Origin of the sequence: Massilia sp. R2A-15 (assembly GCF_030704305.1) — a bacterium.
Taxonomy (GTDB): domain Bacteria; phylum Pseudomonadota; class Gammaproteobacteria; order Burkholderiales; family Burkholderiaceae_D; genus JAFCUW01.
The window spans coordinates 337042-362545 of the sequence record NZ_CP131935.1 but is presented as its reverse complement, the minus strand read 5'-3'; the positions used below and the strand labels follow the sequence as shown (position 1 = coordinate 362545).

The window sequence follows — 25504 nt, the reverse complement described above, 5'->3', positions numbered from 1 at the left end:
GCTGGCAGCGGCCTGGTTCCGATGTTGCAAATAATTCCGAAAGACCGGATGATGCAGCACACGACTAAACCGCCCGACATTCATGACCACGCCGAATTATCTTCCCGACGTAAAGGCGCAATACGAACGCCTGCCCTACCCTCCGTGCGACCCGCAGGACGAACACAAGCGACTCATGCGCACCTGGCTGGACAGCCTGGCGATGATGAACCATTACTGCTACCAGGGGAAGGAGACGTTTCGCAACCGTTTTCGCGTGCTGGTGGCCGGCGCCGGCACCGGCGACACCACCATCTACCTCGCCGAGCAGCTGAAAGGCACCAACGCCGAAATCGTCCACCTGGACCTGAGCGGCGCCAGTATCGCGATCGCGCGGCAGCGCGCTGCGATCCGCAAGCTCACCAACATCCGCTGGGTCCAGCAGTCGATCCTCGATATCCCGCAGCTGGACCTGGGCCAGTTCGACTACATCAATTGTTCCGGCGTGCTGCATCACCTGGCCGATCCGGACGCGGGCATGCGCGCACTGCTGTCGGTGCTCGCACCGCGCGGCGCCATGGGCCTGATGGTGTACGGCCAGATCGGGCGCACCGGCATCTACCAGATGCAAAGCCTGCTGCGGCTGGCGAACCAGGGCTGTCCCGAAGAGGACAAGCTCCCCCATGCCAAGGAAGTGCTGGCGATGCTGCCGGCGCTGAACTGGTACAAGCTCGCGGGCGACGATTACGGCGACGACCGCACCGACGCGGCCATCTACGACTCGCTGCTGCACTCGCAGGACCGGGCCTATACCGTGCCGCAGCTGTATGAGTGGCTGGCCGACGGCCATGGCCTGCAGATCGCCCTGACCGACGTCAATCGCGGCCGATTCCCCTACCTGCCGGAGATGACGCTAGGGCCGGACGCACACAAGCTGCGCCGCCACCTGAAGGACATGAGCGCACGCGATCGCTATGCCATGTCGGAGCTGCTGATCGGGGACCTGACGCGCCACATCATGTTCCTGACGCGCGGCGCGGACGCGGAAGCGCCATACGGCGACGCGGACTACATTCCGTTTTTTGCGCACGACCCGTTCAGCGGGCCGGCCTTGGGGGACTTGTTCGCGGCGAAGGACGGACCGACGGTGCTGCACCACCAGGCGCTGGGCGCGACGCTGGTGGCCGACGCGGGCCGGTATTCGGGCATGATCTTCACCCACATCGATGGCGAGCGCACCTTCGGCGAGGTGTTCGACCTGGTGCGCGCGGAGCCGGCGTGCCGCGCCGCGCCGCCCGACAATGCGCGCCTGTTCGCCGACTTCCGCCAGCCCTACGACGCGCTGCGCTCGATCGATCGCATCCTGCTGCGGCACGTTAGCTGCCGGTAAAACTGCGTCATCGCCTCCGTCATTGCCCCGGCGTGGCGCCGATCGCGCGGTTGATGTCGGCGGTGATGTCGTCCAGGCTCGATTCCGCATAGCCGCGGTACACCGAGACGATCCTGCCGTCGCGGCCGATGATGACCATGTGCGGAATGCCGTTGACGCCAAACGCCTTCCGCGCGCCGCTGTCCGGATCGTACGCCAGCTCCAGGGAGAGGACCTCGCCCAGCTTGCGCCTGACCTTGCGGAACACATCGCGCTCCTCGGTATTGACCGCGATTACGTGCACGCGCCCCTTGGCCGTGCGCTGGATGCCCTCGAGGATGGGAAGCTCCTTCAGGCAGTATGTGCACCACGTCGCCCAGAACGAGATCACCACCGCGGTGTCCTTGTATTTGGAGAGCAGCACGGGATCGCCGTCGAATGTGGTGCCGACGCGGTCGGGCGGAATATCTCCCTTGGCCGGCGCTGCCGCCGCAGCCGTGAACGAGATGGCCAGCAGAAGGGACGCCGCGAGGACGCGAAGGGGCGAAAACCGGGATGGAGTCATGGGCCTCTCTTTTGGTGAGCTTTCGGACATCATTGCAATTATGCAAGATATAGCATAACCGGTTTTGCATCGCCCGCCACGCCGGCGCCCAAATAAAAACGGGGACTGGTCCCGCGGACCTGTCCCCATCTTGAACTGACAGCGAAATGGGGTCAGGTCCGCAGGACCAGACCCCGACTTCGATTTGCTTAGTCGGCTTGCTTGCGCAGGAACGCCGGAATGTCGTACGTTTCGACGCCGTTGCGCTGCATCGCCTGCACCTGCTCGGATGCCTGCTCGCGGCGCCACACAGCCGGCTGCTTCATCGCGCCGTCCATCGCGGCATGGCCGCCGATCGAGGTCGAACCCATCGTCATGCCGGCCGAAACGTGCAGGCCAGCTGCGGACGCCATCAGCGGGGTGTTGTGGGTGCCGGTCATCTTCATCGGCTGCTGCACCAGCTGCATGGCCTTCTTGGTCTTGCCCAGGCCCGTCGCCACCACGGTCACGCGGATGTCGTCGCCCATGTTGTCGTCATACGCGATGCCTTGCGCGATCGACGCATCCGGCGCGGCAAACGCGCGCACGGCGGCCATGACTTCCTTGATCTCTTTACCTTTGAGGCCACGGCTGGCGGTCACGTTGACCAGCACGCCGCGGGCGCCCGACAGGTCGATTCCGTCCAGCAGCGGCGATGCGACCGCCTGCTCGGCGGCGATGCGCGCACGGTCCACGCCCGACGCGGTGGCGGTGCCCATCATCGCCTTGCCCTGCTCGCCCATGATGGTCTTGACGTCGTTGAAGTCGACGTTGATGTGGCCAGGCACGTTGATGATCTCGGCGATACCGGCGACCGCGTTGTTCAGAACATCGTCGGCGTGCTTCATCCAGTCGAGCATCGACTCGTCTTCGTAGATGTCTTCCAGCTTTTCGTTGAGGATGATGATCAGGGAGTCGACGTGCTTGGTCAGCTCGTCCAGGCCTTCTTCGGCGATGTCCATGCACTTCTGGCCTTCGTACGAGAACGGCTTCGACACCACGGCCACCGTCAGCGCGCCCATCTGCTTGGCGATTTCGGCGACGATCGGCGCAGCGCCGGTGCCGGTGCCGCCGCCCATGCCGGCAGCGATGAACACCATGTGCGCGCCGCGCAGCGAGTCTTCGATGCGCGCGCGCGACTCTTCCGCCAGCTGGCGGCCGACCGCAGGCTTCATACCGGCGCCCAGGCCCGAGTCGCCGATCTGGATCACGTTGTGAGCGCTCGATGCGGCAAGTGCCTGCGCATCGGTGTTGGCGGCGATGAACTCGACGCCCGACACGCCCTTGTTGATCATGTGCTGAACCGCATTGCCGCCCGCGCCGCCGACGCCGACGACCTTGATGATAGTGCCCAGTGCTGCGTTGTCGACCATATCGAACTCCATGATGAAACTCCTAATCAAATTGCCGTTTCCAAGCGCCAGGACTCATAGCATTGGCATGAAACCTGGAGATTGAAAACCGCGTCTTAAGTTAAAAATAAAATTGTGTGTGTTTGTTTGCTGCCCAACCCCGAACCGCCTGCCGCCTTTACCGCCCCGCCCCGCTTAGAAATTCCCTAAAAACCATTCCTTCATCCGCTGCCACACCGCCTTCACCGACCCGTCCTGGCGCGTCACGATGTGACCGCGCAGGTACTGCTTCTTCGCTTCCAGCAGCAGCCCGAGCACGGTCGCGTAGCGCGGACTGCGCACCACGTCAGCCAGCTGGCCGCGGTAGTCCGGCGTGCCAAGGCGCGCCGGCTTGAGGAAAATGTCTTCGGCCATTTCGACCATGCCCGGCATGATCGAGGTGCCGCCGGTGAGCACGATGCCCGACGAGAGCACGCCCTCGTAGCCGGACTCGCGCACCACCTGGTGCACCATCGCGAACAGTTCTTCGACGCGCGGCTCGATCACCGCCGCCAGCGCCTGGCGCGACAGGTTGCGCGGACCGCGGTCGCCCAGGCCCGGCACTTCGAGCGACTCGCCCGGATCGGCCAGCACCTGCTTGGCCACGCCGTAGCGGATCTTGATTTCTTCCGCTTCCGATGTCGGCGTGCGCAGCGCCATCGCCACGTCGTTGGTGATCTGGTCGCCGGCGATCGGAATGACCGCCGTGTGGCGGATCGCGCCGTCCGAGAACACCGCGATGTCGGTGGTGCCGCCGCCGATGTCGATCAGCACCACGCCCAGCTCTTTCTCGTCGGCCGTGAGCACCGCGTCGGCCGAGGCCATTGGCTGCAAAATCAGGTCCGACACTTCCAGCCCGCAGCGGCGCACGCACTTGACGATGTTCTGCACCGCCGACACCGCGCCGGTGACGATGTGCACGCGCACTTCGAGGCGGATGCCGCTCATGCCGATCGGCTCGCGCACGTCTTCCTGGCTGTCGACGATGAATTCCTGCGGCACCGTATGCAGCAGCTGCTGGTCGGTCGGGATGTTGACCGCCTTGGCCGTCTCGATCACGCGCGCCACGTCGGTCGAGGTCACTTCCTTGTCCTTGATCGCCACCATGCCGCTCGAATTGAACGAGCGGATATGGCTGCCCGCGATGCCGGCGTAGACATTGCGGATCTTGCAGTCGGCCATCAGCTCGGCCTCTTCGAGCGCGCGCTGGATCGACTCGACCGTCGCCTCGATGTTGACCACCACGCCCTTTTTCAGGCCGCGCGACTCGTGCTGGCCCAGTCCGATGACTTCGTGTCGTCCGTCGGACATCACCTCGGCCACCACGGCGACCACTTTCGAGGTGCCGATATCGAGTCCGACGATCAGGTTTTTAGCGTCTTTTGTCATTTTGCAGGGGCCTAGTGCTTGCTGGTTTTCTTGGTTGTTGTGGTTATCAATTTCGCGCCGGCCTTCACAGGCTTGCTTCCATCTTTCGGGAACTTCAATCCCGCCGCCGCCAGCGCCAGCCCGTTCGGGTAGCGCATGTCGATCGATTCGATTCCCTGCACGCGGGCGGCCAGCTGCGGGTAAATCCCGACCAGCCGCTGCACCCGGTTGCGCAAGGTGGTGTGATCCTTCTCGCGTCCCAGCGCCACCTGCATGCCGTTATCGAGCCGCACCGTCCACGCGTAGCGAGAGGACAGGCTCAATGCTTCCGGCACCAGCTTGGCCGGCGCGAACCAGGAGCGCAGCTCGGAAAACCGCGCCAGCACTTCCTTTTCGCTGCCGTCCGGGCCCTCGAACTGCGGCAGCGGATGATCCTCGTCCGCTTCGGCCAGGTTGGCGGTGAACACGTCGCCCTTGACCGACAGCAGACGGCCGTCTTCGCCCCATGTGCCGAGCGGCTCGTGCTCCTCGACCGACACGATCAGCTGGTCCGGCCACTCGCGCCGCACCGTCGCGCGCCGCACCCAGGGCACCGATTCGAACGCCGTGCGCACCTGCTCCAGGTTGGTGGTGAAAAAATTCCCCTTGATCTTGCCCACCACGCCGGCGCGCACCGTCAGTTCGCTCACGCGCTTCAGTTCCATGTCGTACATGCTTTCGACGCGCACCGTCTTCAGGGTGAACATCGGACGCTGCGACACCCACCACACGCCGGAGGCTATGCACGCGAGCACCACCGCGGCGATCAGGCCGTTGGCGGTTGCGTTCAGGGCACGGGCGTCTTGCCACATCGTGTTAAGCCTTTACCATTTTTAAACGTGCCGACGCCAGGATCTCCAGGCACAGGTCTTCGTAGCTCATACCGTCCGCGCGCGCCGCCATCGGCACCAGCGAATGCGTCGTCATGCCTGGCGAGGTATTCGCTTCGAGCAGGAACGGGCGATTGTCGGATGCGCGCAGCAGCACGTCGACGCGGCCCCAGCCCTCGCAGCCGAGCGCGCGGTAGGCCGCGAGCGCGATACGCGCCATCTCGGCCGCCGTTGCCGCATCGAGCGGCGCCGGGCAGTGGTACTTCACGTCGTCGGTGAAGTATTTGTTCTGATAGTCGTAATTGCCTTGCGGCGCGACGATCTCGACGATCGGCAGCGCGCGTGCGTCCTTGCCGCGCCCAAGCACGGTGACGGTGAACTCGCGGCCGGTGACGAACTCCTCGGCCAGCACTACTTCATCGTATTTCGCGGCGAGCTCGTAGGCGGCCTGGAAGTCGGCGGCATCGCTGACCTTGGTGATGCCGATGGTCGAACCTTCGAGCGGCGGCTTGACGATCAGCGGCAGGCCCAGGTCGGCCGCCACTTTCGGCAGGTCGGCGCCCGCTTCGAGCGTCGCGTACTTCGGCGTCGGCAGACCGTGCATCAGCCAGATCAACTTGGTGGTGATCTTGTCCATGGCGACGGCGGAAGTCATCACGCCGCTGCCGGTGTAAGGAATGCCGAGCTGCTCGAGGGCGCCCTGCAGGCTGCCGTCTTCGCCGAAGCGCCCGTGCAGCGCGATGAACACGCGGTCGAATTTTTCGGCGGCCAGTTCGGCGATGCTGCGCACACCGGGGTCGAAGGCGTGGGCGTCCACGCCGCGGCTTTGCAGCGCGGCCAGCACGCCGGTGCCGGACATGATGGAGACGTCGCGCTCGGCGGAGCGGCCGCCGAACAGCACGCCGACCTTGCCGAGTGCCTTGACGTCAATGTTGGTAGGAGCGCTCACAATCAGGCCTTTGAATAAGAAGTCAGTTTGTTCGGGATGCCGCTGATCGAGCCGGCGCCCATGGTGATCACGACGTCGCCGTCGCGCACCACATTCATGATGGTGGCGGGCATGTCGGCGATCGATTCGACGAAGATCGGCTCGACCTTGCCGCCCACGCGCAGCGCGCGCGCCAGGGCGCGGCCGTCGGCGGCGGCAATCGGCGCCTCGCCGGCGGCGTACACGTCGGCCAGCACCAGCACGTCGGGCGTGGACAGCACCTTGACGAAGTCTTCGAACAGGTCGCGCGTGCGGCTGAAACGGTGTGGCTGGAACGCCAGCACCAGGCGGCGGCCAGGATACGCGCCCCGCGCGGCCGCCAGCGTGACTTCGGTTTCGATCGGATGGTGGCCGAAATCGTCCACCAGGGTGAAGCTGCCGCCGCCCGGAATGGCGACGTCGCCGTAGCGGGTGAAGCGGCGGCCCACGCCGTTGAAGCCTTCGAGGCCGCGCTGGGTGGCGCTGTCCTCGACGCCGATTTCGCGCGCGATCGCAATCGCCGAGCAGGCGTTGAGCACATTGTGCATGCCTGGCTGGTTCAGCACGAAGTCGGTGTCCGGATAGCCCTGCTGGACGACGGTAAAGCGCATCTGCAGGCCGTCGGCGCGGGCGTTCACCGCGCGCACCTGGGCCAGCGCCGAGAAGCCGTAGGTCGTCACCGGCTTGGTCACGTGCGGGATGATTGCCGCCACGTGCGGATCGTCGATGCACAGCATGGCGCGGCCGTAGAACGGCAGGCGGTGCGTGAAGTGCACGAACGCCATCTTGAGCTTTTCGAAGTCGTGCTCGTAGGTGTCCATGTGATCGGCGTCGATGTTGGTGATCACTTCGATCATCGGCGCCAGGTTCAGGAAGGACGCGTCCGATTCATCGGCTTCAACCACGATGTACTCGCCGGTGCCCAGCTTGGCGTTGGCGCCGGCGCTGTTCAGCTTTCCGCCGATGACGAAAGTCGGATCGAGCCCGCCTTCGGCCAGCACCGATGCGACCAGGCTGGTGGTGGTGGTCTTGCCGTGGGTGCCGGCGATCGCGATGCCGCGCTTCAGGCGCATCAACTCGCCGAGCATGATCGCGCGCGGCACGATCGGGATCATGGCGGCGCGCGCGGCCACCACTTCGGGGTTGGCTTCGTTGACGGCGGTCGAGGTGACGACGGCGTCGGCGCCGGCCACATTGGCCGCGTCGTGGCCCAGCATGACCTTCGCGCCCAGGCTCTCGAGGCGCACGGTGGCCGCGTTGCTGCCCAGGTCCGAGCCGGACACCTTGTAGCCGAGGTTGAGCAGCACTTCGGCGATGCCGCTCATGCCGCTGCCGCCGATGCCGACGAAATGGATGTTCTTGATCTTGTGCTTCATGAATTCGATCCCGCCAGTTGTTCCAGAATGTTCGCGATCGCCTCGTTGGCGTCGCGCTTGCCGACCGCCTGCGCCGCCAGCGCCATGTCGCGGCATTCGCCGCGCGACAGGCTGCCCAGCAGCTCGGCCAGCCGGGCCGGGTTCAGTTCGCCCTGCGGCAGGTGGATCGCCGCGCCCTGGGTTTGCATCCACTGCGCGTTGTCGCGCTGGTGGCTGGTGGTGCTGGCGACGAACGGCACCAGCACGCTGGCCACGCCGGCCGCCGTCAGTTCCGAAATGGTGATCGCGCCGGCGCGGCAGATCACCAGGTCCGCTTCTGCGTAGGCCGCGGCCATGTCGTCGATGAAGGCGACCACGTTGGCGCTGACGCCGGCGTCCTTGTACGACTTTTCCAGTGCTTCGATGTTCTTCTTGCCCGACTGGTGGGTGACCACTGGACGCGTGGCGTCCGGGATCAGCGCCAGCGCGGCCGTCACGGCGGCGTTGAGCACCTGCGAGCCCAGGCTGCCGCCGACCACCAGGATCCGCAAAGCGCCTTCGCGCTTATCGAAGCGGGTCTGCGGCGGCTCGATATCGAGAATCTCCTTGCGCACCGGGTTGCCGGTGACGCTGGCCTTGCCGGCGGCGCGGCCGAAGTCGGCCGGGAAGCCGAACAGCACGCGCTGCGCCAGCGGCGTCAGGGTCTTGTTGGACAACAGCAGCGCGGCGTCGGCGTTGACCAGGGCCAGCGGCACGCGGCGCAGGCGCGCCATCAGGCCGCCCGGCACGGTGACGTAGCCGCCCATGCCCAGCACCACGCTGGGCTTCCTGCGCGCGATGATGCGCAGGCAGGCAGCGAAACTGGCGGTCAGCTTGAACGCGCCGGCGAGCGTGTGCTGCAGGCCCTTGCCGCGCATGCCGGAAAAGTCGATCGCATCCATCTCGATGCCGTGCTTCGGCACCAGATCCTGCTCCATGCCGTGCGCCGTGCCGAGCCAGCTCACTTCCCAGCCGCGCGCGCGCATCGTCTGCGCGATCGCGATGCCAGGGAAGATATGCCCGCCGGTGCCGGCCGCCATGATCATCAGGCGCTTCATGGGCGGCCTCCACGCATCATCACGCGGTTTTCGTAGTCGATGCGCAGCAGGATCGCCAGGCCGACGCAGTTGATGAAGACGCCGGTACCACCATAGCTCATCAAAGGCAGGGTCAGGCCCTTGGTCGGCAGCAGGCCCAGGTTCACGCCCATGTTGATGAAGGTCTGCACGCCGATCCAGATGCCGACACCCTTCGCGGTCAGGCCGGCGAAGGTCTGGTCGATGGCAATGGCCTGGCGGCCGATATCGAAGGCGCGCTTGACCAGCCAGTAGAACATGGCGATGGTGATCAGCACGCCGGCCAGGCCCAGCTCCTCGCCGATCACGGCGAGCAGGAAGTCGGTATGGGCTTCGGGCAGGTAGTGCAGCTTTTCGACGCTGCCGCCCAGGCCCACGCCAAACAGTTCGCCGCGGCCGAAGGCGATCAGCGAATGGGTCAGCTGGTAAGCCTTGTTCAGCGCATTGTCTTCCTGCCACGGATCGAGGTAGGCGAACATGCGCGCGCGGCGGAACGGCGAAAGCGCAATGATGGTACTGAAGATCACCACCAGCACGGCGCCGATGCCGCCGAACCAGATGGCGTTGATCCCGCCGAGGAACAGGATGCCCATGGCGATGCAGACGATCACGCCGAACGCGCCCAGGTCGGGTTCGAGCAGCAACAAGAGGCCCACCAGGCCGATCGCGCCGGCCATCGGCAGGAAGCCCTTGGTCAGCTTGTGCATGTACTGCTGCTTGCGCACCGTGTAGTCGGCCGCGTACAGCACCGCCACCACCTTCATGATTTCGGACGGCTGCGGCTTGAAGACGATCAGGTTGACCCAGCGCCGGCCGCCGTTGACGCTCACGCCAAGGCCAGGCACGAACACCAGCGCCAGCAGGACCAGGGTGATACCGAACAGCCACGGCGCGAGGCGCTGCCAGGTGGCGACCTTGACGCGGAAGACGAACAGGCCGGCGATCATCGAGACGGCGATGAAGGCCGCCTGGCGCTGCAGGAAGTAGGTGTTCTTGTAGGCGGCGAATTTCGGCGAATCGGGCAGCGAGATCGACGCCGAGTACACCATCACCATCCCGAACAGCATCAGCAGCAGGGTCACCCACACCAGCGGCTGGTCGTATTCCATCATCTTCGACGCGCGCGCGCGGCTGCTCACCAGCGCGTCGGACGCGGAGCCGGAGAATTTGAATGGAATCTGGAAGGCCATCAGATTTCCTGTCCTTTTTCCAGCGCCAGTTCGCGCACGGCGTCGACGAACACCTGGGCGCGGTGCGCGTAGTTGGTGAACATGTCGAGGCTTGCGCAGGCCGGCGACAGCAGCACGGCGTCGCCCGCTTGCGCAGCCGCGGCGGCGCGCTGCACCGCTTCCGGCAAGGTGCGGCAGTCGACCAGTTCGACGCCGGACGGCTCGAGCGCCAGGCGCAGCTGCGGCGCGTCGCGGCCGATCAGCACCACGGTGCGCACGAAGCGCGCGCACGGCTCGGCCAGCGGCGCGAAGTCCTGTCCCTTGCCGTCGCCGCCGGCGACCAGCACGATTTTCTGCGATTCGCCGCCGAAGGCCTTGCCCAGGCCATTCAACGCTGCGACGGTGGCGCCGACGTTGGTGCCCTTGCTGTCGTCGTAATAATCGACGCCGTCGATGTTCGCCACCAGCTCGACCCGGTGCGGCTCGCCCTTGTACTCGCGCAGGCCGTGCAGCAGCTGCGCCATCGGCAGGCCGATCGCGCGGCACAGCGCCAGCGCGGCCAGCGCGTTGGTGGCGTTGTGCATGCCGCGGATGTGCAGCGCGTCCGACGGCATCAGGCGATTGACGATCACTTCCACCGGCTCGGGCAAGGCGCCCTTCTTGCGTTTCTGTTCGCTCTCTTCGCCGGCGGCGGCGACGGTCAGCCACAGCACGCCGCGCTCGGCGATCAGGCCGAAGTCGCCCGGCACGGTCGGCGCGGTGGCGCCGAAGCTCACATCCGGCGTGCCCGGCGCGGCCATGCGCATCACGACGTCGTCGTCGCGATTGAGCACGCGCACGGTGCGCTTGCCGAAGATGCGCGCCTTGTCGGCGGCGTACGACGCCATGTCGCCGTGCCAGTCCAGGTGGTCCTGGGTGATGTTCAACACGGTGGCCGCATCGGCCTCCAGGCTGAAGGTCGAGTGCAGCTGGAAACTTGACAACTCAAGTATCCATGCCTGCGGCAGCGCGTCGCCGTCGAGCGCTTCGCGCAGCACGTCGAGCGCGGCCGGGCTGATGTTCCCCGCCACGCGGGTGGTCAGGCCGGCGCGCTGGCAGAGCAGGCCGGTCAGGCTGGTGACGGTGGTCTTGCCGTTGGTGCCGGTGATGGCGATGACTTTCGGCGCGTAGCCGCGTTCTTCCTTCAGCTGCGCCAGCGCCTGGGCGAACAGTTCGATCTCGCCCCACACCGGAATGCCCAGCGCGTGCGCGGTCGGCACGATGGTGCGCAGTTCGCGCTGCGGCGCCAGGCCAGGGCTCAGGGTGACGAAGTCGACGCCGTCGAGCAGCGCGCCGGTGAACTCGCCGCAGATGAATTCCACGCCCGGCACGGCCATGCGCAGCGCGTGCAGGCGTTGCGGCTCGGTGCGGGTGTCCGCCACGCGCACGGCCGCGCCGCAACGGGCCAGCCATTGCGCCATTGCCAGCCCGGACTCGCCGAGTCCCAGCACCAGTGCCTGTTTGCCCGCGTAGCTCATGTCAGCGCAACTTCAAGGTGGACAGGCCGACCAGGACCAGCATCATCGTGACGATCCAGAATCGCACGACAACCTTGGTCTCCTTCATGCCCAGTTGTTCGAAATGGTGGTGCAGCGGCGCCATGCGGAACACGCGCCGCCCGGCGCCGTAGCGCTTCTTGGTGAACTTGAACCACGACACCTGGATGATCACCGACAGGGTCTCGGCGACGAACACGCCGCCCATGATGAACAGGACGATCTCCTGGCGCACGATGACGGCGATGGTGCCGAGCGCGCCGCCCAGCGCCAGCGCGCCGACGTCGCCCATGAACATCTGCGCCGGGTGCGCGTTATACCAAAGGAAGGCCAGGCCCGCGCCCGCCATCGCGCCGCAGAAGATCAGCAGTTCGCCGGCGCCCGGGATGTGCGGGATGAACAGGTAGCGCGAGTAGGTCGCCGAACCGGTCAGGTAGGCGAACAGGCCGAGCGCCGAGCCGACCATCACGGTCGGCATGATGGCCAGGCCATCGAGGCCGTCGGTGAAGTTGACCGCGTTCGACGTGCCGACGATGACGCAGTAGGTCAGCGCGATGAAGCCCCATACGCCCAGCGGATAGCTGATGGTTTTCACGAACGGCACGATCAGGTCGGCCTTCGGCGGCAGCGACATCGAGAATCCCGAACGCACCCACGCGTAAAACAGTTCCCACACCTTGATCGGGGTTGGCGCCGACACCGAGAACGCCAGGTAGAACGCGGCGGCCACGCCGATCAGCGACATCCAGAAGTACTTCTCGCCCGAGCGCATGCCTTCCGGGTCCTTGTAGACCACCTTGCGGTAGTCGTCGGCCCAGCCGACGGCGCCGAAGCCCAGCGTGACCACCAGCACCGGCCAGATCAGGCGGTTCGAGAAATCGCACCACAGCAAAGTGGACACGCCGATCGAGATCAGGATCAGCACGCCGCCCATGGTCGGGGTGCCGTGCTTGGCCAGGTGGCTCTCGGGACCGTAGGTGCGCACCGCCTGGCCGACCTTCATGCGGGTCAGCCAGCGGATGACCGCGGGGCCGGCGCCCAGGCCGATCACCACCGCCGTAATGGTGGCGAACACCGCGCGGAAGGTGATGAAGTTGAAGATTCGCAGAGGACCCAGGTCCTGCTGGAAGAATTGTGCGAGCCAGAGCAGCATATTTAGTGGGCTTCCTTGCCAGTGTTGTGTGTTCCAATCAGGTGCTGGACCACGCGTTCCATCTTCATGAAACGCGAGCCCTTCACCAACACAGTCGCATCAGATTTACTGCCCAGTGCTGTATCCAGTGCTGCCAATAACTCGTCAAACTGTTCAAAATGCTTGGCGCCCGCGCCCACCATGTGGCGCGTCAGTTCACCCGTCACCAGCACCGCGTCGATCCCGCGGCTGGCGGCGTAGGCGCCGATTTCTTCGTGAAACTGCTGTCCCTGCGTGCCGACTTCGCCCATGTCGCCCAGCACCAGGATGCGCGGCTGCGCGGCCTGGGCCAGCACGTCGATGGCGGCGCGAACCGAATCGGGGTTCGCATTGTAGCTGTCATCGATAACGGCTGCACCGTTCCGTGCGCGCTTGTGCTGCAGGCGGCCGTTCACCGGCGCGAATGCTTCGAGTCCGCGCACGATGGCATCCTGCTTGATGCCGGCGCCGAGCGCGCAGGCGATCGCGGCGAGCGCATTGCGCACGTTGTGCAGCCCGGCCGCGGCCAGCTTCACCGCGAACTGCTGCGCATCGTGGCCGTCCACCCGCGCCGACACCAGCAGGTCGCTGCCGAAGGCGTTGGCGCGGTGATTGCAGCTGACGTCGGCCGAGCCGTCCAGGCCGAAGGTAATGGTGCGGCGGCCGTCGGCCAGTTTTTCCCACAGCGGGGTGTAGGTGTCGTCGGCCGGGTAGACCGCGGTGCCGCTCCTGGGCAGCGCGGCCAGCGCGGCGCCGTTTTCCAGCGCCACCGCTTCGACCGTGTGCATGAATTCCTGGTGTTCGCGCTGGGCGTTGTTGACCAGCGCGACGGTCGGCGCGGCAATCGCGGCCAGGCGCGCGATCTCGCCCGGATGGTTCATGCCCAGCTCGATCACCGCGGCCTTGTGCTCGGGCAGCAGGCGCATGAGCGTCAGCGGCACGCCGATTTCGTTATTCAGGTTGCCGCGCGTGGCCAGGCGGCCGTCTTCGCCGTAAGCCTGCGCGAGGATGGACGCGATCATCTCCTTGACCGTGGTCTTGCCGTTGCTGCCGGTGACGCCGATGACGGGAATGGCGAACTTCTCGCGCCAGAAATGACCGACCTGACCCAGCGCGGTCAGGGTGTTCGGCACAACGATGGCCGGGAGGTTCCAGCCGGCCGGCAGCTGCTCGGCGATCACGGCGCCGACGCCCTGCTCTGCGATCGTCGGCAGGAAGTCGTGGCCATCGAAGTTCTCGCCGCGCAGCGCGACGAACAGTTCGCCTGCCTTCAGCGTGCGGCTGTCGGTCGAGACGCCGTCGAAGGCGGCGTTCTTCGTCATGCGCGCGCCCGTGAGCGAGGCGACCAGTTGTGCCAGCGATGCGCGCATTAGTGTGTCCTCATCATGGTAACGCGCGCGGCCAGCGCCAGCGCGGCGTGGTCGGCGTCGGAAAACGTCATCTTGCGGCCCTTGATTTCCTGGTACGGCTCGTGGCCCTTCCCGGCCAGCAGGATCACGTCGGCCTTGGCGGCGTGCTTGACGGCCGACAGGATCGCCGCCGCGCGGTCTTCGATCGCCTGATGCTGCGATGTCGGATGGGCCAGGTCCATGCCCGCGACGATTTCGGCGATGATCGCTGCCGGCTCTTCGCTGCGCGGATTGTCGGACGTGACCAGCACGTGCTCGGCGATCTGCGAGATGGCGCCCATCTGCGGGCGCTTGCCCGGATCGCGGTCGCCGCCGCAGCCGAACACGCACCACAGCTGGCCGCCGCGCTCGTGGGCGACCTGGCGCAGCGCCAGCAAGGTCTTTTCCAGCGCGTCGGGCGTGTGCGCGTAGTCGATCACCACCATCGGCGCTTCCTGGCCGCCGACCTGCTGCATGCGGCCCGGCGCCGGCGTCAGCGCATCGAGCGCTTCGACCGCGGCGCGCAGCGTTGCGCCCTTGGCCATCAGGGCGCCGAACACGGCCAGCGTGTTGCTGATGTTGAAGTGACCGACCAGGTGGGTCTTGACGGTGGCGCCGCCATACGGCGAATCGAGATGGAAATCGGTGCCGGCGTGGCGGCTGCGCACCTGCGAGGCGCGCAGCATGGCGACGCCGTCGATGTCCGGCTGCGCCGCCGCTTCCTGCAGCGTGTAGCCGATCAGCGCCGGCGCGCCCTTCTGTTTCAGGAGCGCGACCATGCGCAGGCCAGCCGGGTCGTCCAGGTTGATCACGGCCGCCTTCAGCCCGGGCCATTCGAACAGCTTGAGCTTGGCCGCCTCGTAGGCTTCCATGTCGCCGTGATAGTCGAGGTGGTCTCGGGTCAGGTTGGTGAACACCGCCACGTCGAAATGCATGCCGAGCGCGCGGCCCTGCTCCAGGCCGATCGACGACACTTCGATCGCCAGCGAGACGGCGCCCGCGTCGCGCACTTCAGCCAGCTTCTCGGCCAGCAGGACGGCGTCCGGCGTGGTGTAGCCGGTGACGTCGAATTCCGGCTCGGCGCGCCCCTTGAAGAGGCCCACGCCGAGGGTACCGATGACGGCGGTCGGGTCGCCCAGGCGCGCCATCGCCTGGCCCAGCCAGACGGCGCACGAGGTCTTGCCGTTGGTGCCGGTGACGCCGACGGTGAACATGCCGCTGTCGGGCATGTTGTGGCAGGCGTGGGCGATCGGGCCGGCGTTCTTTTTCAGATCCGCCACCGCCAGGCGCGGCACGTTCCACTCCGGATTCCAGTCAAAGCCGCGGTACTCGTACACCACGGCGGCGGCGCCCTTCTCGATCGCGGCGCCGATGAAGTCACGGCCGTCGCCCGCATCGCCCGGATAGGCGAAGAACACGTCGCCAGGCTTGATGCGGCGCGAGTCGGACGCGAGCCGGCCGTTCGGCGCGGCGTTGCGGATCCACTGGCAGGTGTCGGTATGGGTCATGGCGTCCTAGTCCTCGAGTGGATGCTCGGGAATGATGATCTCGGTGACCGACGAATCGGGCGGCACGTTGGCCGCGCGCAGGGCGTTGGCGGCCAGCGCGGCGAAGGTCGGCGCGGCCACGCCGCCGCCGGTGTGGATGGCGCCGACCGGGTCGTCCACCATCACGGCGATGATGAAGCGCGGGTTCGACATCGGCGCGATGCCGGCGAAGGAACCGATGTAATGGGTCTGCGAGTAGTGGCCGTTGATGAACTTCTGGGCCGTGCCGGTCTTGCCGCCGACCCGGTAGCCTGGCACCTGGGCCAGCGCCGCGGTGCCGCCGGGGCCGACCACGGTTTCGAGCATGGTGCGCATTTCGGCGGCGGTCTTCGGCGAGATGACCTGCTGGCCGACCGGCTTTTCGTTCAGCTTCTGGAACGACAGCGGAATGATGTCGCCGTCGCGCGCGAAGATCATGTAGGAACGCGCCAGCTGCAGTAGCGACACCGAGATGCCCTGGCCGAACGACATGTTGGCCTGCTCGATCGGGCGCCATGCCTTGTACGGACGCACTCGGCCGGCGACGGCGCCGGGGAAGCCGAAGCGCGGCGCCTGGCCGAAGCCGGACTTGGTGAACATCTCCCACATTTCCTGCGACGGCATCGCCAGCGCCATCTTCGACACGCCGATGTTGGACGACTTCTGGATGATGGTGGATACGTCGATCACGCCGTGCGGGTGGGTGTCGCGCACGGTGCGGTCGCCGATGATCATGCGACCGTTGCCGGTATCGAACATGGTGGTCGGCTTGACGCGGTTGGTGTCGAGCGCCAGCGCCACGGTGAACGGCTTCAAGGTCGAACCCGGCTCGAAGGTATCGGTGATGACGCGGTTGCGCAGCTGCTCACCGGTCAGCTTGGAGCGGTCGTTCGGGTTGTAGGTCGGCCAGTTGGCCAGCGCCAGCACTTCGCCGGTGTGCACGTCGAGCACCACCGCCGCGCCGGCCTTGGCGTGAAACTTCTCGACCGCATCCTTGATGCTGTTGAAGGCGATGTACTGCAGCTTGCTGTCCACCGACAGGGTCAGGTCCTGGCCGTCGTGCGGGTCCTTGGACAGGCCGACGTCTTCGACGATGTGACCGAGGCGGTCCTTGATCACGCGGCGGCTGCCGGGCGCGCCGACCAGCGTCTTCTGCTGCGCCAGCTCCATGCTTTCCTGGCCCACGTCCTCGACGTTGGTGAAGCCGACCATGTGGGTCATCACTTCGCCCTGCGGGTAGAAGCGCTTGTATTCCTTGCGGGTGTCGAGGCCTTCGATGTCGAGCTTCTTGATCTGCTCGATGACGTCCATCTCGACCTGGCGCTTGAGGTACACGAAGGTGCGGTCCGAATCGAGCTTCTTGCGCAGCTCTGGCTCGGTCATCTCGAGCAGTTTGGCCAGCGCGCGCAGTTTTTCCGGCGGCTCGCGCAGCACGTCGTCCGGATTGGCCCACACCGCCTTGACCGGGATCGACGAGGCCAGCACCTGGCCGTTGCGGTCCATGATCTTGCCGCGCGTGGCCGGCAGCGCCATGGTGAATTCGTAGCGGCTCTTGCCCTGCTTTTGCAGGAACTGGGTGGACACGGCCTGCAGCCACAGGGCGCGGCCGGCCAGCGCCGCGAAGGCGGCGAACATCACGAACAGCACCACGCGCGAACGCCAGGTCGGCAGGCGCACCGCCAGCACCGGGCTTTTCGAGAAGGCCACGCCCTTCGAGGCGGCCACGCGCGATCCGTTCACGCCGTTCTTCATTTGGCGCCTTCCGTCAGGTACTGCGTGCGCGCCGGGGTCAGCGGCGCCATGTTCAAATCGGTGCGCGCGATCTGCTCGATGCGCGCGTTCTTGCCCAGGGTGGACTGGTCGAGCTGGAGCTGGGCCCAGTCGATGTCGAGCTGGCGCGCCTGCTGCTGCATCGTCTCGAGGTCGATGAACAGGTGGCGCGCGATGTACTGCGCCTTCACGACGGACAGGCCGCACAGCACCAGGGCGCCGGCCAGGACCAGGTTGATCTTGCCGTTCATTGTGCGCCTTTCGCGGGCAGGCGTTCGGCCACGCGCATCACGGCCGAGCGCGCGCGCGGATTGGCGGCCACTTCGGCGTCGGACGGCTTGATCTTGGCGATGAGCTTCATCAGCGGCTGCGGCAGGTCCACGGCCTTGATCGGCAGGCGGCGGTCCGGCTGCTCGACCTTGACCTTGCTGGCGAAGAACTGCTTGACGATGCGGTCTTCCAGCGAGTGAAAGCTGATCACGGCCATGCGCGCGCCGGGCGCCAGCATGTCGTAGGCCGCGTTCAGGCCTGCCGCGAGGTCTTCAAGCTCCTGATTGATGAAAATCCGGATAGCCTGAAAGGTGCGGGTGGCCGGATCCTTGCCCTTTTCCCGAGTCTTGACCGCGCCTGCCACGATACCGGCAAGCTGTCGTGTGCTTGAAATTGGTTCGATTGCCCGGCGAGCAACAATCGCCTTTGCAATCTGAAAAGCAAACCGTTCTTCCCCATAATCGCGTATCACCTTTTCCAGTTGTTGTTCGGTTTCAATGGCGAGCCATTGCGCCGCCGACATGCCGCGCGTGGTATCCATGCGCATGTCGAGCGGGCCGTCGTTGCGGAAGCTGAAACCGCGCGCCGCGTCGTCCACCTGCGGCGACGAGATGCCCAGGTCGAGCAGGATGCCGTCGACCTGGTCTACGCCGCGCTCGGCCAGCGCAGACTTCATGGTCGCGAAGCTGTCGTGCACGATGGTGAAGCGGGGGTCGGTGATCTGCTCGGCCGTGGCGATCGCCTGGAGGTCCTTGTCGAAGCCGAACAGGCGCCCGCCGGCGCCCAGTTTCGACAGGATCAGGCGGCTGTGGCCGCCGCGGCCGAAGGTGCCGTCTATATAAGTACCGTCGGCGCGCGCGCCGGCCAGGTCGAGCGCATCGACCGCTTCATCGAGCAGCACCGTCAGGTGCTGGAACTCGGGCGTCGCCACTTCAGTCATCGCGGCGCCTCAGAAGGAAAAATTGGAAAGGACATCGGGCATGCCGCCGGCGACGGCGGCTTCTTCGCTGCTGTTGAGCTTGGCGGCGTCCCAGATTTCGAAATGGGTGCCCATGCCAAGCAGCATGACGTCCTTGGACAGGCCGACTGCGGCGCGCAGTTCCGGCGAAATCAGCACGCGGCCGGCCGAATCCATCTCGACGTCGCAAGCGTTACCGAGGAAAATGCGTTGCCAGGCCTTGGCCGACATCGGCCAGGCGGCGATTTGTTCGCGGTGCGATTCCCACACCGGGCGCGGGAAGAACAACAGGCAGCCATCCGGGTGTTTGGTGAGCGTGAGGCGTCCTTCGCACTGAACTGCGAGTGCGTCACGATGCTTGGCCGGGATTGACATCCTGCCTTTGGCATCGAGGTTGATTGCGGACGCGCCTTGGAACACGGTTTTACCTGATTTAGAGTTTGATGAATCGGTTTAGTTTGCGCGTCGGGAGCTCATTTTTTCTCCCACAAAACTACACTTTTCCACACAGTTGCCCACTTTAGAGGATGCCTTCTTCATGGTCAAGCGATTTCCAGAAGGAAAATAGGAAATTTGCCAATGAAGTCAAGGACTTAGCGCACTTCTCTGAAGTCGGCTCAGGTAAAAATATGTCGATAAATTAGGCACTTATAAAAGAGCCTTAATGTGTCACCTCATCTGTATGCACGCTTATTTCCCCTAACACATAGCTAAAAATAAATTTCGGCAGTTCAATAAATGCAACAAAAGCCGCGCACGCGGCCAAATTGCGCGATGTCGCGCTCCGGCGTACGATTCAAGCGAAGGCCGGCCGTTTTTCGACGGTGTTTTCCCACGCCGGCCGCACGAGGAGATTGCCGTGAGCATCACCCTGGCCCGCACCCGATCGCTGTACGACCTCGCCGACGTCCAGGGCGCGCTCGAGCGCAGCAAGGGCCGCTCGCCCGAACTCGAGGCGTTCTACGAGCGCATGCTCGACACCGGCGCCGAACGCTTCGTCACCACGCCGTCCTCCCCCGGGGCGCTCGCGCCGCTGGCCGAGGAATGTCCGAATTTCGACGAAGTGGTGGGCGACCTGACCCGCTACCTGGGGCTCGCCCACGCGGGCGACGGCGGCTTCAACGTGATGCCGATCCTGCTGCTGGGCGATCCCGGCGTCGGCAAGACCCATTTCGCGCGGCGCCTGGCCAAGGTCATGCAGACCGAGTGCGAGCTGATCAGCATGAACGCGCTGTCGGCCGGCTTCGTCATCACCGGCAGTTCGGCCAGCTGGAAAGGCGCGAAATGCGGCAAGGTGGCTGAGCGCCTGGTGCGGGGGCAGTACGCCAACCCGGTGGTGGTGCTCGATGAAGTCGAAAAGGCAAGCGGCTCGTCGCAGTCCGATCCGCTGGCGGCATTGTACCAATTGCTCGAGCCGGAGACGGCGCGCGTCTTTCGCGACGAGTACATCGACGTCGAGATCGACGCCAGCCAGATTTTCTGGATCCTGACAGCCAACCGCACCGAGGGCATTCCGGCGCCGCTATTGAACCGTATGGCGGTGTACGAAGTGCCGGCGCCGACCGCGGAACAGGCGGCCGCCATCGCGCAGGGAATCTACGCGGCGCTGCTGCGCGAACTGAAGCTGGTGAAGTTTGCGGGACGGCTCGACGGCGCCGTGGTGGACCGGCTGGCGGGCGTGTCGCCGCGCGACATGCGCAAGACGCTGCTCGACGCGCTGGGCTACGCGGTGGCCGCGGGCCGGCAGGAAGTGCTGGCCGACGACGTGCGGGTCAAGCCGGGACCGGGCAAGTCGCGGATCGGGTTTTAGGGGGCTCGTCCTGCTTCCGCAAAGGCCATTAAATCAAGGTGTCGTACCTGCGCAGGCAGGTCCCCATACTGAACATGCTTCACCTCCCTGGCGTGCTCAGTTTGGATACCCGCCTGCGCGGGTACGACGGTCTGTTGGCGGAGGCGCCTTCGGGCTGGCGAAAATGATAACTAAATGCAGCGAGAGTGCGTCAGCTAACGGTAGAGCTTGAATGTGCATGCGATTCTGCAGTCATCACCAACCGCTGCACTTTACGAGGCCACATCATGAACCAGACCATCGATACCCAGACCTCCGTCGACCGCTGCATCTACCTGCACGAAGAATTCGAAGTCGGCTACTGGATGAAAGAACTCGGCGTCGACAAGGCGCAGCTGATGAAGACAGTGCAGGAAGTGGGCAACGGCGCGACGGCGGTCAAGCGCGCGCTGGGCATTCACTAATCAAGCATCCGCGCGGGCCGGCGCTGCCCACCCGCGCGAGCGCTCCACCGCCCTCGCCCACGTCGCCATCAGTTCCTCCCGGCGGTCCGCCGCCATCGCCGGCTCGAAGCGCCGCTCCGCCCTCCACTGCGCCGCCGCTTCCTCCCGCGACGCCCAGAATCCCACCGCCAGCCCGGCCAGCCAGGCCGCACCCAGCGCGGTCGTCTCGGTCACCTGCGGACGCACCACCGGCACGCCCAGCAGGTCGGCCTGGAACTGCATCAGCAAATCGTTGCGCGCGGCGCCGCCGTCGGCCCTGACCTCGGCCACCGGCACCGCCGCGTCCTTTTGCATCGCCTCCAGCAGCTCCGCGCTCTGGTAGGCGATCGCCTCGAGCGCGGCGCGCGCGATGTGCCCACGGCCGCTGCCGCGCGTCATGCCGACCAGCGTGCCGCGCGCATACGGATCCCAGTGCGGCGCCCCGAGTCCCGCAAACGCCGGCACCAGGTACACGCCGCCGTTGTCCGGCACCGTGAGCGCCAGTTCCTCGACGTCGCTCGATTTGTCGATGATGCCCAGGCCGTCGCGCAGCCACTGCACCGTGGCCCCGCCCATGAACACGCTGCCTTCCAGCAGAAAATCGGTGGCGCCGCCGATGCGCCAGCCCACCGTCGCGAGCAGGCGGTTCTGCGACACCGGCGGCCGCGGACCGGCGTGCATCAGCATGAAGCATCCGGTGCCGTAGGTGTTCTTGACCATGCCCGGCTTCCAGCAGGCCTGGCCGAACGTCGCTGCCTGCTGGTCGCCCGCGATCCCGGCGACGGGAATCGGCGCGCCGAACCACGCGGCATCGGAGTGCCCGACCACTTCGGAACTGGCCGCGACCTCCGGCAGCACCGCGGCGGGAATGCCGAACAGGTCGAGCAGGCGCTCGTCCCAGCGCTGATCGTGGATATTGAATAGCATCGTGCGCGACGCATTGCTCGCGTCGGTGACGTGGCGGCCCGTCAGCTTGAACGCCAGCCAGCTGTCGACCGTGCCAAATGCAAGGTCCCCGCGCAGCGCGCGCGCGCGGGCGCCGGGAACATGATCGAGCAGCCAGGCCAGCTTGGTGGCGGAGAAGTAGGCGTCCAGTTCCAGCCCGGTCGCCTGCTGGATCATGGATGCCTTGCCCTCCTCGCGCAGACGCTCGCAGGCGTCGGCGGTGCGCCGGTCCTGCCAGACGATGGCCGGCGCCACCGCCACGCCGGTCTTGCGGTCCCACAGCACCGTGGTTTCGCGCTGGTTGGCGATGCCGATTGCGGCCACCTGCGCGGCCGTCACGCCGGACTCGCGCAGCACCTGGCGCGCACAGGCGAGCTGGCTTTCCCAGATATCGGCCGGGTCGTGCTCCACCCATCCGGGCTGGGGAAAATGCTGGGGATATTCTTGCTGGGCGCAGCCGCACAGGCGGCCGGCATGGTCGAACAGGATGGCGCGCGAGCTGGTGGTGCCCTGGTCGAGGGCGAGGACGTATTTTTTCAACGTAAACCTCGACTCTGAAGTGGGGCCAGGTCCGGCAGACCTGGCCCCTGTATATAGTGTGAAGCAGGCCGGTAGGCCGGATTTTGTTACGGCGGTTGCCCGCTATGACAGCCATTCCTCTAGGCGCCTGATTGCTCAGGCGCTCAAGCTCCCTACCCGCACGCTCCGCGAGCCGCCTCAACGCGTGCCTATTTGGGATTGCTCCAGGTGGAGGTTACCGCGTTTCACCGTAACTTAATACGCTCGTCTCTGTGGCCCTATTCCTCGCCTTATACCTTGCGGCTTTCGGCGGACGGCCGTTAACCGTCACCCTGCTCTATGGAGTCCGGACCTTCCTCCCGCCGGCGCATTACGCGCCAGCCAGCGGCTGTCCTGGCCTGCATCACGGCGCCATTGTACCCGCTGCGCGGGGTTTAAAGGTAAAACCGGACCGGACGATTACTAAGGCGCGCCGCCGAAACAAAAACGCCAACCGGCGCGGGTTGGCGTGGGACCGAACATGCAGCCTGTCAGTTCATGCCGCCGCTGACGGCCGGGGCGCCCGCAACTGGCGCCGGCAGCAATGGATTCCCGACGCTCTCACCCATCATGATCTGAAGCAGGACGGGATAGTCGTAGGCGGCGCCGGAAGCGGCATCGACGCCCGCGCCAATGAACCCGCCGAACAAGATATTGCCAGCCATCATGCCTTTGGTCGTCGACTTAATGACTGCCAAACCAGCGGGCATGCCGGCTTTCTCGCACGTGACGCTCAGGTCGCCGTAAGCGCGATGAACATTGACCGTGCCCGGCGTGGTGACGTAGTAGACGCCCTTGTCGTTCTGAAGTTTGCAAGTGGCGCCGTCCACCTTGCCGGTTTTCGACAGCGTTTCTACAGACATCACTTGATTTGTCCCGCTGACAATGGATGCGCAACCGGTCAGGGTCGTGGTGGCGGTGGCGGCAGCGATGATGCAGGCGGCCCGAAAAATGGAATGGATTTGCATGTTGTCTCTCTCAAGGTGATCCGGAGTTCCCCGGCAGTTATTGTTGTATTACGGAATCATTATAAATACTGTAATTGATTTCTGGTAAATATTTACAGTTCGTGTTGTCAGGGAGGGGCAGTCGATTTTGATAATTGGTGTCGCCATTTCAAAAGCCCCGCTGGAACGCCTCGCTTAGAATGGCCGGACGTGATTTTTCGAGCGAGGCACCCACATGACCCACCCTTCCCGCACCGGCGGCCAGATCCTGGTCGACGCACTCAAGATCCACGGCGTCGACACCGCCTTCGGTGTGCCGGGCGAGAGCTACCTCGACGTGCTCGACGCGCTGCACGATTCGAGCATCCGCTTCATCATCAACCGCCAGGAAGGCGGCGCCGCGTTCATGGCCGAGGCCTACGGCAAAATGACCGGCCGCCCGGGCATCTGCTTCGTCACCCGCGGGCCGGGCGCCACCAACGCGTCGATCGGCGTGCATACCGCCTACCAGGACTCGACGCCGATGATCCTGTTCATCGGCCAGGTCGGCCTCGACTTCATGGACCGCGAGGCGTTCCAGGAAATCGACTACCGCCGCATGTTCGGCCAGATGGCCAAGTGGGTCGCGCAGATCGACCGCGCCGACCGCATCCCGGAATACATCGCGCGCGCCTTCCAGGTCGCCACCAGCGGCCGGCCCGGCCCGGTGGTGCTGGCGCTTCCCGAGGACATGCTGGTGTCGATGGCCGAAACGGCCGACGCGCGCCGCTACCAGCCGGTGCAGGCGTCGCCGTCCGCCGCGCAGATCGGCACCCTGCGCGAGATGCTGGCCGCGGCGAAGAATCCCCTGCTGCTGCTTGGCGGCGGCACCTGGAACGCCCAGGCCTGCGCCGACGTGCAGCGCTTCGCCGAAGCGAACGCGCTGCCGGTCGCGTGCGCATTCCGCTTCCAGGACCTGCTCGACAACGAGCATCCGAATTACGTGGGCGACGTCGGCATCGGCATCAACCCCAAGCTGGCGGCGCGCGTGAAGAACGCCGACCTGCTGATCGCCTTCGGTCCGCGCCTGGGCGAGATGACCACGAGCGGCTATTCGCTGATCGCTTCGCCGGTGCCGCAACAGAAGCTGGTGCACATCCACGCGGACGCCGAGGAGCTGGGCAGCGTGTACCAGGCCGACCTGATGATCAACAGCGGCGCCGCGCAGGCGGCGGCGATGCTGGCGGCAATGGCGCCGGTGAACGCCGATGCATGGCGCGGCACCGTGGCCGAGGCGAAGGCGGACTACGCGGCGTGGCAGCAGCAGCCGCCGATCTTCAAGGACGGCAGCGCTCCCCTCGACCTGTGGCAGCTGGTGCAGCAGCTGCAGGCCGCCGCGCCGAAGGACACCATCATCACCAACGGCGCCGGCAACTACGCGACCTGGGCGCACCGCTTCTTCCGCTACGGCGGCATGCGCACGCAGCTGGCGCCGACCAGCGGAGCGATGGGTTACGGCGTGCCGGCCGGCGTCGCCGCCAAGATCATCGACCCGCAGCGCACCGTCGTCACCTTCGCCGGCGACGGCGAGTACATGATGAACGGGCAGGAGCTGGCGACGGCGGTGCAGTACAAGGCCGGCGTGATCGTCATCATCTTCAACAACAGCATGTTCGGCACGATCCGCATGCACCAGGAGCGCGATTACCCGGGCCGCGTGTCGGGCACGACGCTGCACAATCCCGATTTCGCCGCGCTGGCGAAGGCGTATGGCGCGCACGGCGAAGTGGTCGCGACGACCGAAGAATTCGCCCCCGCGTTCGCGCGCGCGCTGGAGCACACGCGCACGCAGTCGCTGCCGGCGGTGATCGAGCTGCGCTACGACGGCAACCTGATCACGCCGGGCGCGACGCTGGAGACGATCAAGGCGAATGCGCTGAAGGCCAAGGGCTGACCGGATTCAGCATGGGTTCCAGCCTTCGCTGGAACGACAGCCTCGAGACCGTCGTTCCAGCGAAGGC

Annotated in this window: 22 protein-coding genes and 1 other RNA gene; 4 read left to right on the top strand and 19 right to left on the bottom strand. The window is 65.8% G+C overall.

Features of this window, described 5'->3' with window-relative positions:
• The first annotated feature begins 82 nt into the window (after window positions 1-82).
• Window positions 83-1369, top strand: coding sequence for a bifunctional 2-polyprenyl-6-hydroxyphenol methylase/3-demethylubiquinol 3-O-methyltransferase UbiG (locus Q4S45_RS01700; RefSeq protein ID WP_305508554.1), 1287 nt, complete (start codon window positions 83-85; stop codon window positions 1367-1369).
• Window positions 1370-1388: 19 nt separating this feature from the next.
• On the opposite strand, the gene Q4S45_RS01695 is transcribed toward Q4S45_RS01700, so the two are convergent.
• The 16 genes from Q4S45_RS01695 to mraZ form a co-directional block, all read right to left on the bottom strand.
• Window positions 1389-1913 (bottom strand): TlpA disulfide reductase family protein, encoded by a 525-nt coding sequence (locus tag Q4S45_RS01695; RefSeq protein WP_305508552.1) that lies wholly within the window; start codon window positions 1911-1913, stop codon window positions 1389-1391.
• A 188-nt stretch (window positions 1914-2101) separates the two neighbouring features.
• Window positions 2102-3316 carry a cell division protein FtsZ gene (ftsZ, locus tag Q4S45_RS01690; RefSeq protein ID WP_305508551.1) on the bottom strand — a complete coding sequence of 405 codons (1215 nt, stop codon included), beginning with the start codon at window positions 3314-3316 and terminating at the stop codon, window positions 2102-2104.
• A gap of 162 nt (window positions 3317-3478) precedes the next feature.
• Window positions 3479-4711: a cell division protein FtsA gene (gene ftsA, locus Q4S45_RS01685; RefSeq protein ID WP_305508550.1), complete on the bottom strand. Its 1233-nt coding sequence runs from the start codon at window positions 4709-4711 to the stop codon at window positions 3479-3481.
• An 11-nt stretch (window positions 4712-4722) separates the two neighbouring features.
• A complete protein-coding gene (locus Q4S45_RS01680) occupies window positions 4723-5541 on the bottom strand; it encodes a cell division protein FtsQ/DivIB (RefSeq protein WP_305508549.1) in 819 nt (272 codons plus the stop codon).
• A 4-nt stretch (window positions 5542-5545) separates the two neighbouring features.
• Window positions 5546-6508: a D-alanine--D-alanine ligase gene (locus Q4S45_RS01675; protein ID WP_305508548.1), complete on the bottom strand. Its 963-nt coding sequence runs from the start codon at window positions 6506-6508 to the stop codon at window positions 5546-5548.
• A gap of 2 nt (window positions 6509-6510) precedes the next feature.
• Window positions 6511-7902 carry a UDP-N-acetylmuramate--L-alanine ligase gene (gene murC / locus Q4S45_RS01670; RefSeq protein ID WP_305508547.1) on the bottom strand — a complete coding sequence of 464 codons (1392 nt, stop codon included), beginning with the start codon at window positions 7900-7902 and terminating at the stop codon, window positions 6511-6513.
• Complete coding sequence (murG, locus tag Q4S45_RS01665) at window positions 7899-8978, bottom strand: undecaprenyldiphospho-muramoylpentapeptide beta-N-acetylglucosaminyltransferase (RefSeq protein WP_305508545.1); 1080 nt, start codon at window positions 8976-8978, stop codon at window positions 7899-7901. Before murG ends, murC begins: the two co-directional genes overlap by 4 nt.
• Window positions 8975-10186, bottom strand: coding sequence for a putative lipid II flippase FtsW (ftsW, locus tag Q4S45_RS01660; protein WP_305508543.1), 1212 nt, complete (start codon window positions 10184-10186; stop codon window positions 8975-8977). The genes murG and ftsW overlap by 4 nt, the downstream gene beginning before the upstream one ends.
• Window positions 10186-11682, bottom strand: a complete 1497-nt coding sequence (murD, locus tag Q4S45_RS01655; RefSeq protein WP_305508541.1) for a UDP-N-acetylmuramoyl-L-alanine--D-glutamate ligase — start codon at window positions 11680-11682, stop codon at window positions 10186-10188. Before murD ends, ftsW begins: the two co-directional genes overlap by 1 nt.
• A 1-nt stretch (window position 11683) precedes the next feature.
• Window positions 11684-12853 carry a phospho-N-acetylmuramoyl-pentapeptide-transferase gene (gene mraY, locus Q4S45_RS01650; protein ID WP_305508539.1) on the bottom strand — a complete coding sequence of 390 codons (1170 nt, stop codon included), beginning with the start codon at window positions 12851-12853 and terminating at the stop codon, window positions 11684-11686.
• Window positions 12854-12855: 2 nt separating this feature from the next.
• Window positions 12856-14241: a UDP-N-acetylmuramoyl-tripeptide--D-alanyl-D-alanine ligase gene (gene murF, locus Q4S45_RS01645; protein ID WP_305508537.1), complete on the bottom strand. Its 1386-nt coding sequence runs from the start codon at window positions 14239-14241 to the stop codon at window positions 12856-12858.
• Window positions 14241-15767, bottom strand: a complete 1527-nt coding sequence (locus Q4S45_RS01640; RefSeq protein ID WP_305508535.1) for a UDP-N-acetylmuramoyl-L-alanyl-D-glutamate--2,6-diaminopimelate ligase — start codon at window positions 15765-15767, stop codon at window positions 14241-14243. Before Q4S45_RS01640 ends, murF begins: the two co-directional genes overlap by 1 nt.
• 6 nt (window positions 15768-15773) lie before the next feature.
• Window positions 15774-17537, bottom strand: a complete 1764-nt coding sequence (locus tag Q4S45_RS01635; protein ID WP_305508533.1) for a penicillin-binding protein 2 — start codon at window positions 17535-17537, stop codon at window positions 15774-15776.
• Window positions 17534-17806 (bottom strand): cell division protein FtsL, encoded by a 273-nt coding sequence (gene ftsL / locus Q4S45_RS01630; protein WP_305508531.1) that lies wholly within the window; start codon window positions 17804-17806, stop codon window positions 17534-17536. The genes Q4S45_RS01635 and ftsL overlap by 4 nt, the downstream gene beginning before the upstream one ends.
• Entirely contained in the window at window positions 17803-18765 is a 963-nt protein-coding gene (gene rsmH, locus Q4S45_RS01625) for a 16S rRNA (cytosine(1402)-N(4))-methyltransferase RsmH (protein ID WP_305508529.1), read from the bottom strand. The genes ftsL and rsmH overlap by 4 nt, the downstream gene beginning before the upstream one ends.
• A gap of 9 nt (window positions 18766-18774) precedes the next feature.
• Window positions 18775-19203, bottom strand: coding sequence for a division/cell wall cluster transcriptional repressor MraZ (mraZ, locus tag Q4S45_RS01620; protein ID WP_305508527.1), 429 nt, complete (start codon window positions 19201-19203; stop codon window positions 18775-18777).
• 439 nt (window positions 19204-19642) lie between these two features.
• On the opposite strand from mraZ, the gene Q4S45_RS01615 reads away from it, so the two are divergent.
• A complete protein-coding gene (locus tag Q4S45_RS01615) occupies window positions 19643-20593 on the top strand; it encodes an AAA family ATPase (RefSeq protein ID WP_305508525.1) in 951 nt (316 codons plus the stop codon).
• Between the two features lie 266 nt (window positions 20594-20859).
• Window positions 20860-21036, top strand: a complete 177-nt coding sequence (locus Q4S45_RS01610; RefSeq protein WP_305508523.1) for a DUF3606 domain-containing protein — start codon at window positions 20860-20862, stop codon at window positions 21034-21036.
• On the opposite strand, the gene glpK is transcribed toward Q4S45_RS01610, so the two are convergent.
• From glpK to Q4S45_RS01595, 3 genes are all read right to left on the bottom strand, one after another.
• Window positions 21037-22539, bottom strand: coding sequence for a glycerol kinase GlpK (gene glpK / locus Q4S45_RS01605; RefSeq protein ID WP_305508521.1), 1503 nt, complete (start codon window positions 22537-22539; stop codon window positions 21037-21039). It abuts the gene before it with no gap.
• A 56-nt stretch (window positions 22540-22595) separates the two neighbouring features.
• Window positions 22596-22923, bottom strand: an RNA gene (gene rnpB, locus Q4S45_RS01600) — RNase P RNA component class A.
• Window positions 22924-23048: 125 nt separating this feature from the next.
• Entirely contained in the window at window positions 23049-23525 is a 477-nt protein-coding gene (locus Q4S45_RS01595; protein WP_305508519.1) for a hypothetical protein, read from the bottom strand.
• Window positions 23526-23739: 214 nt separating this feature from the next.
• Between Q4S45_RS01595 and Q4S45_RS01590 the strand changes: the two genes are divergently transcribed.
• Window positions 23740-25437, top strand: coding sequence for a thiamine pyrophosphate-binding protein (locus Q4S45_RS01590; RefSeq protein ID WP_305508517.1), 1698 nt, complete (start codon window positions 23740-23742; stop codon window positions 25435-25437).
• Window positions 25438-25504: the final 67 nt, after the last annotated feature.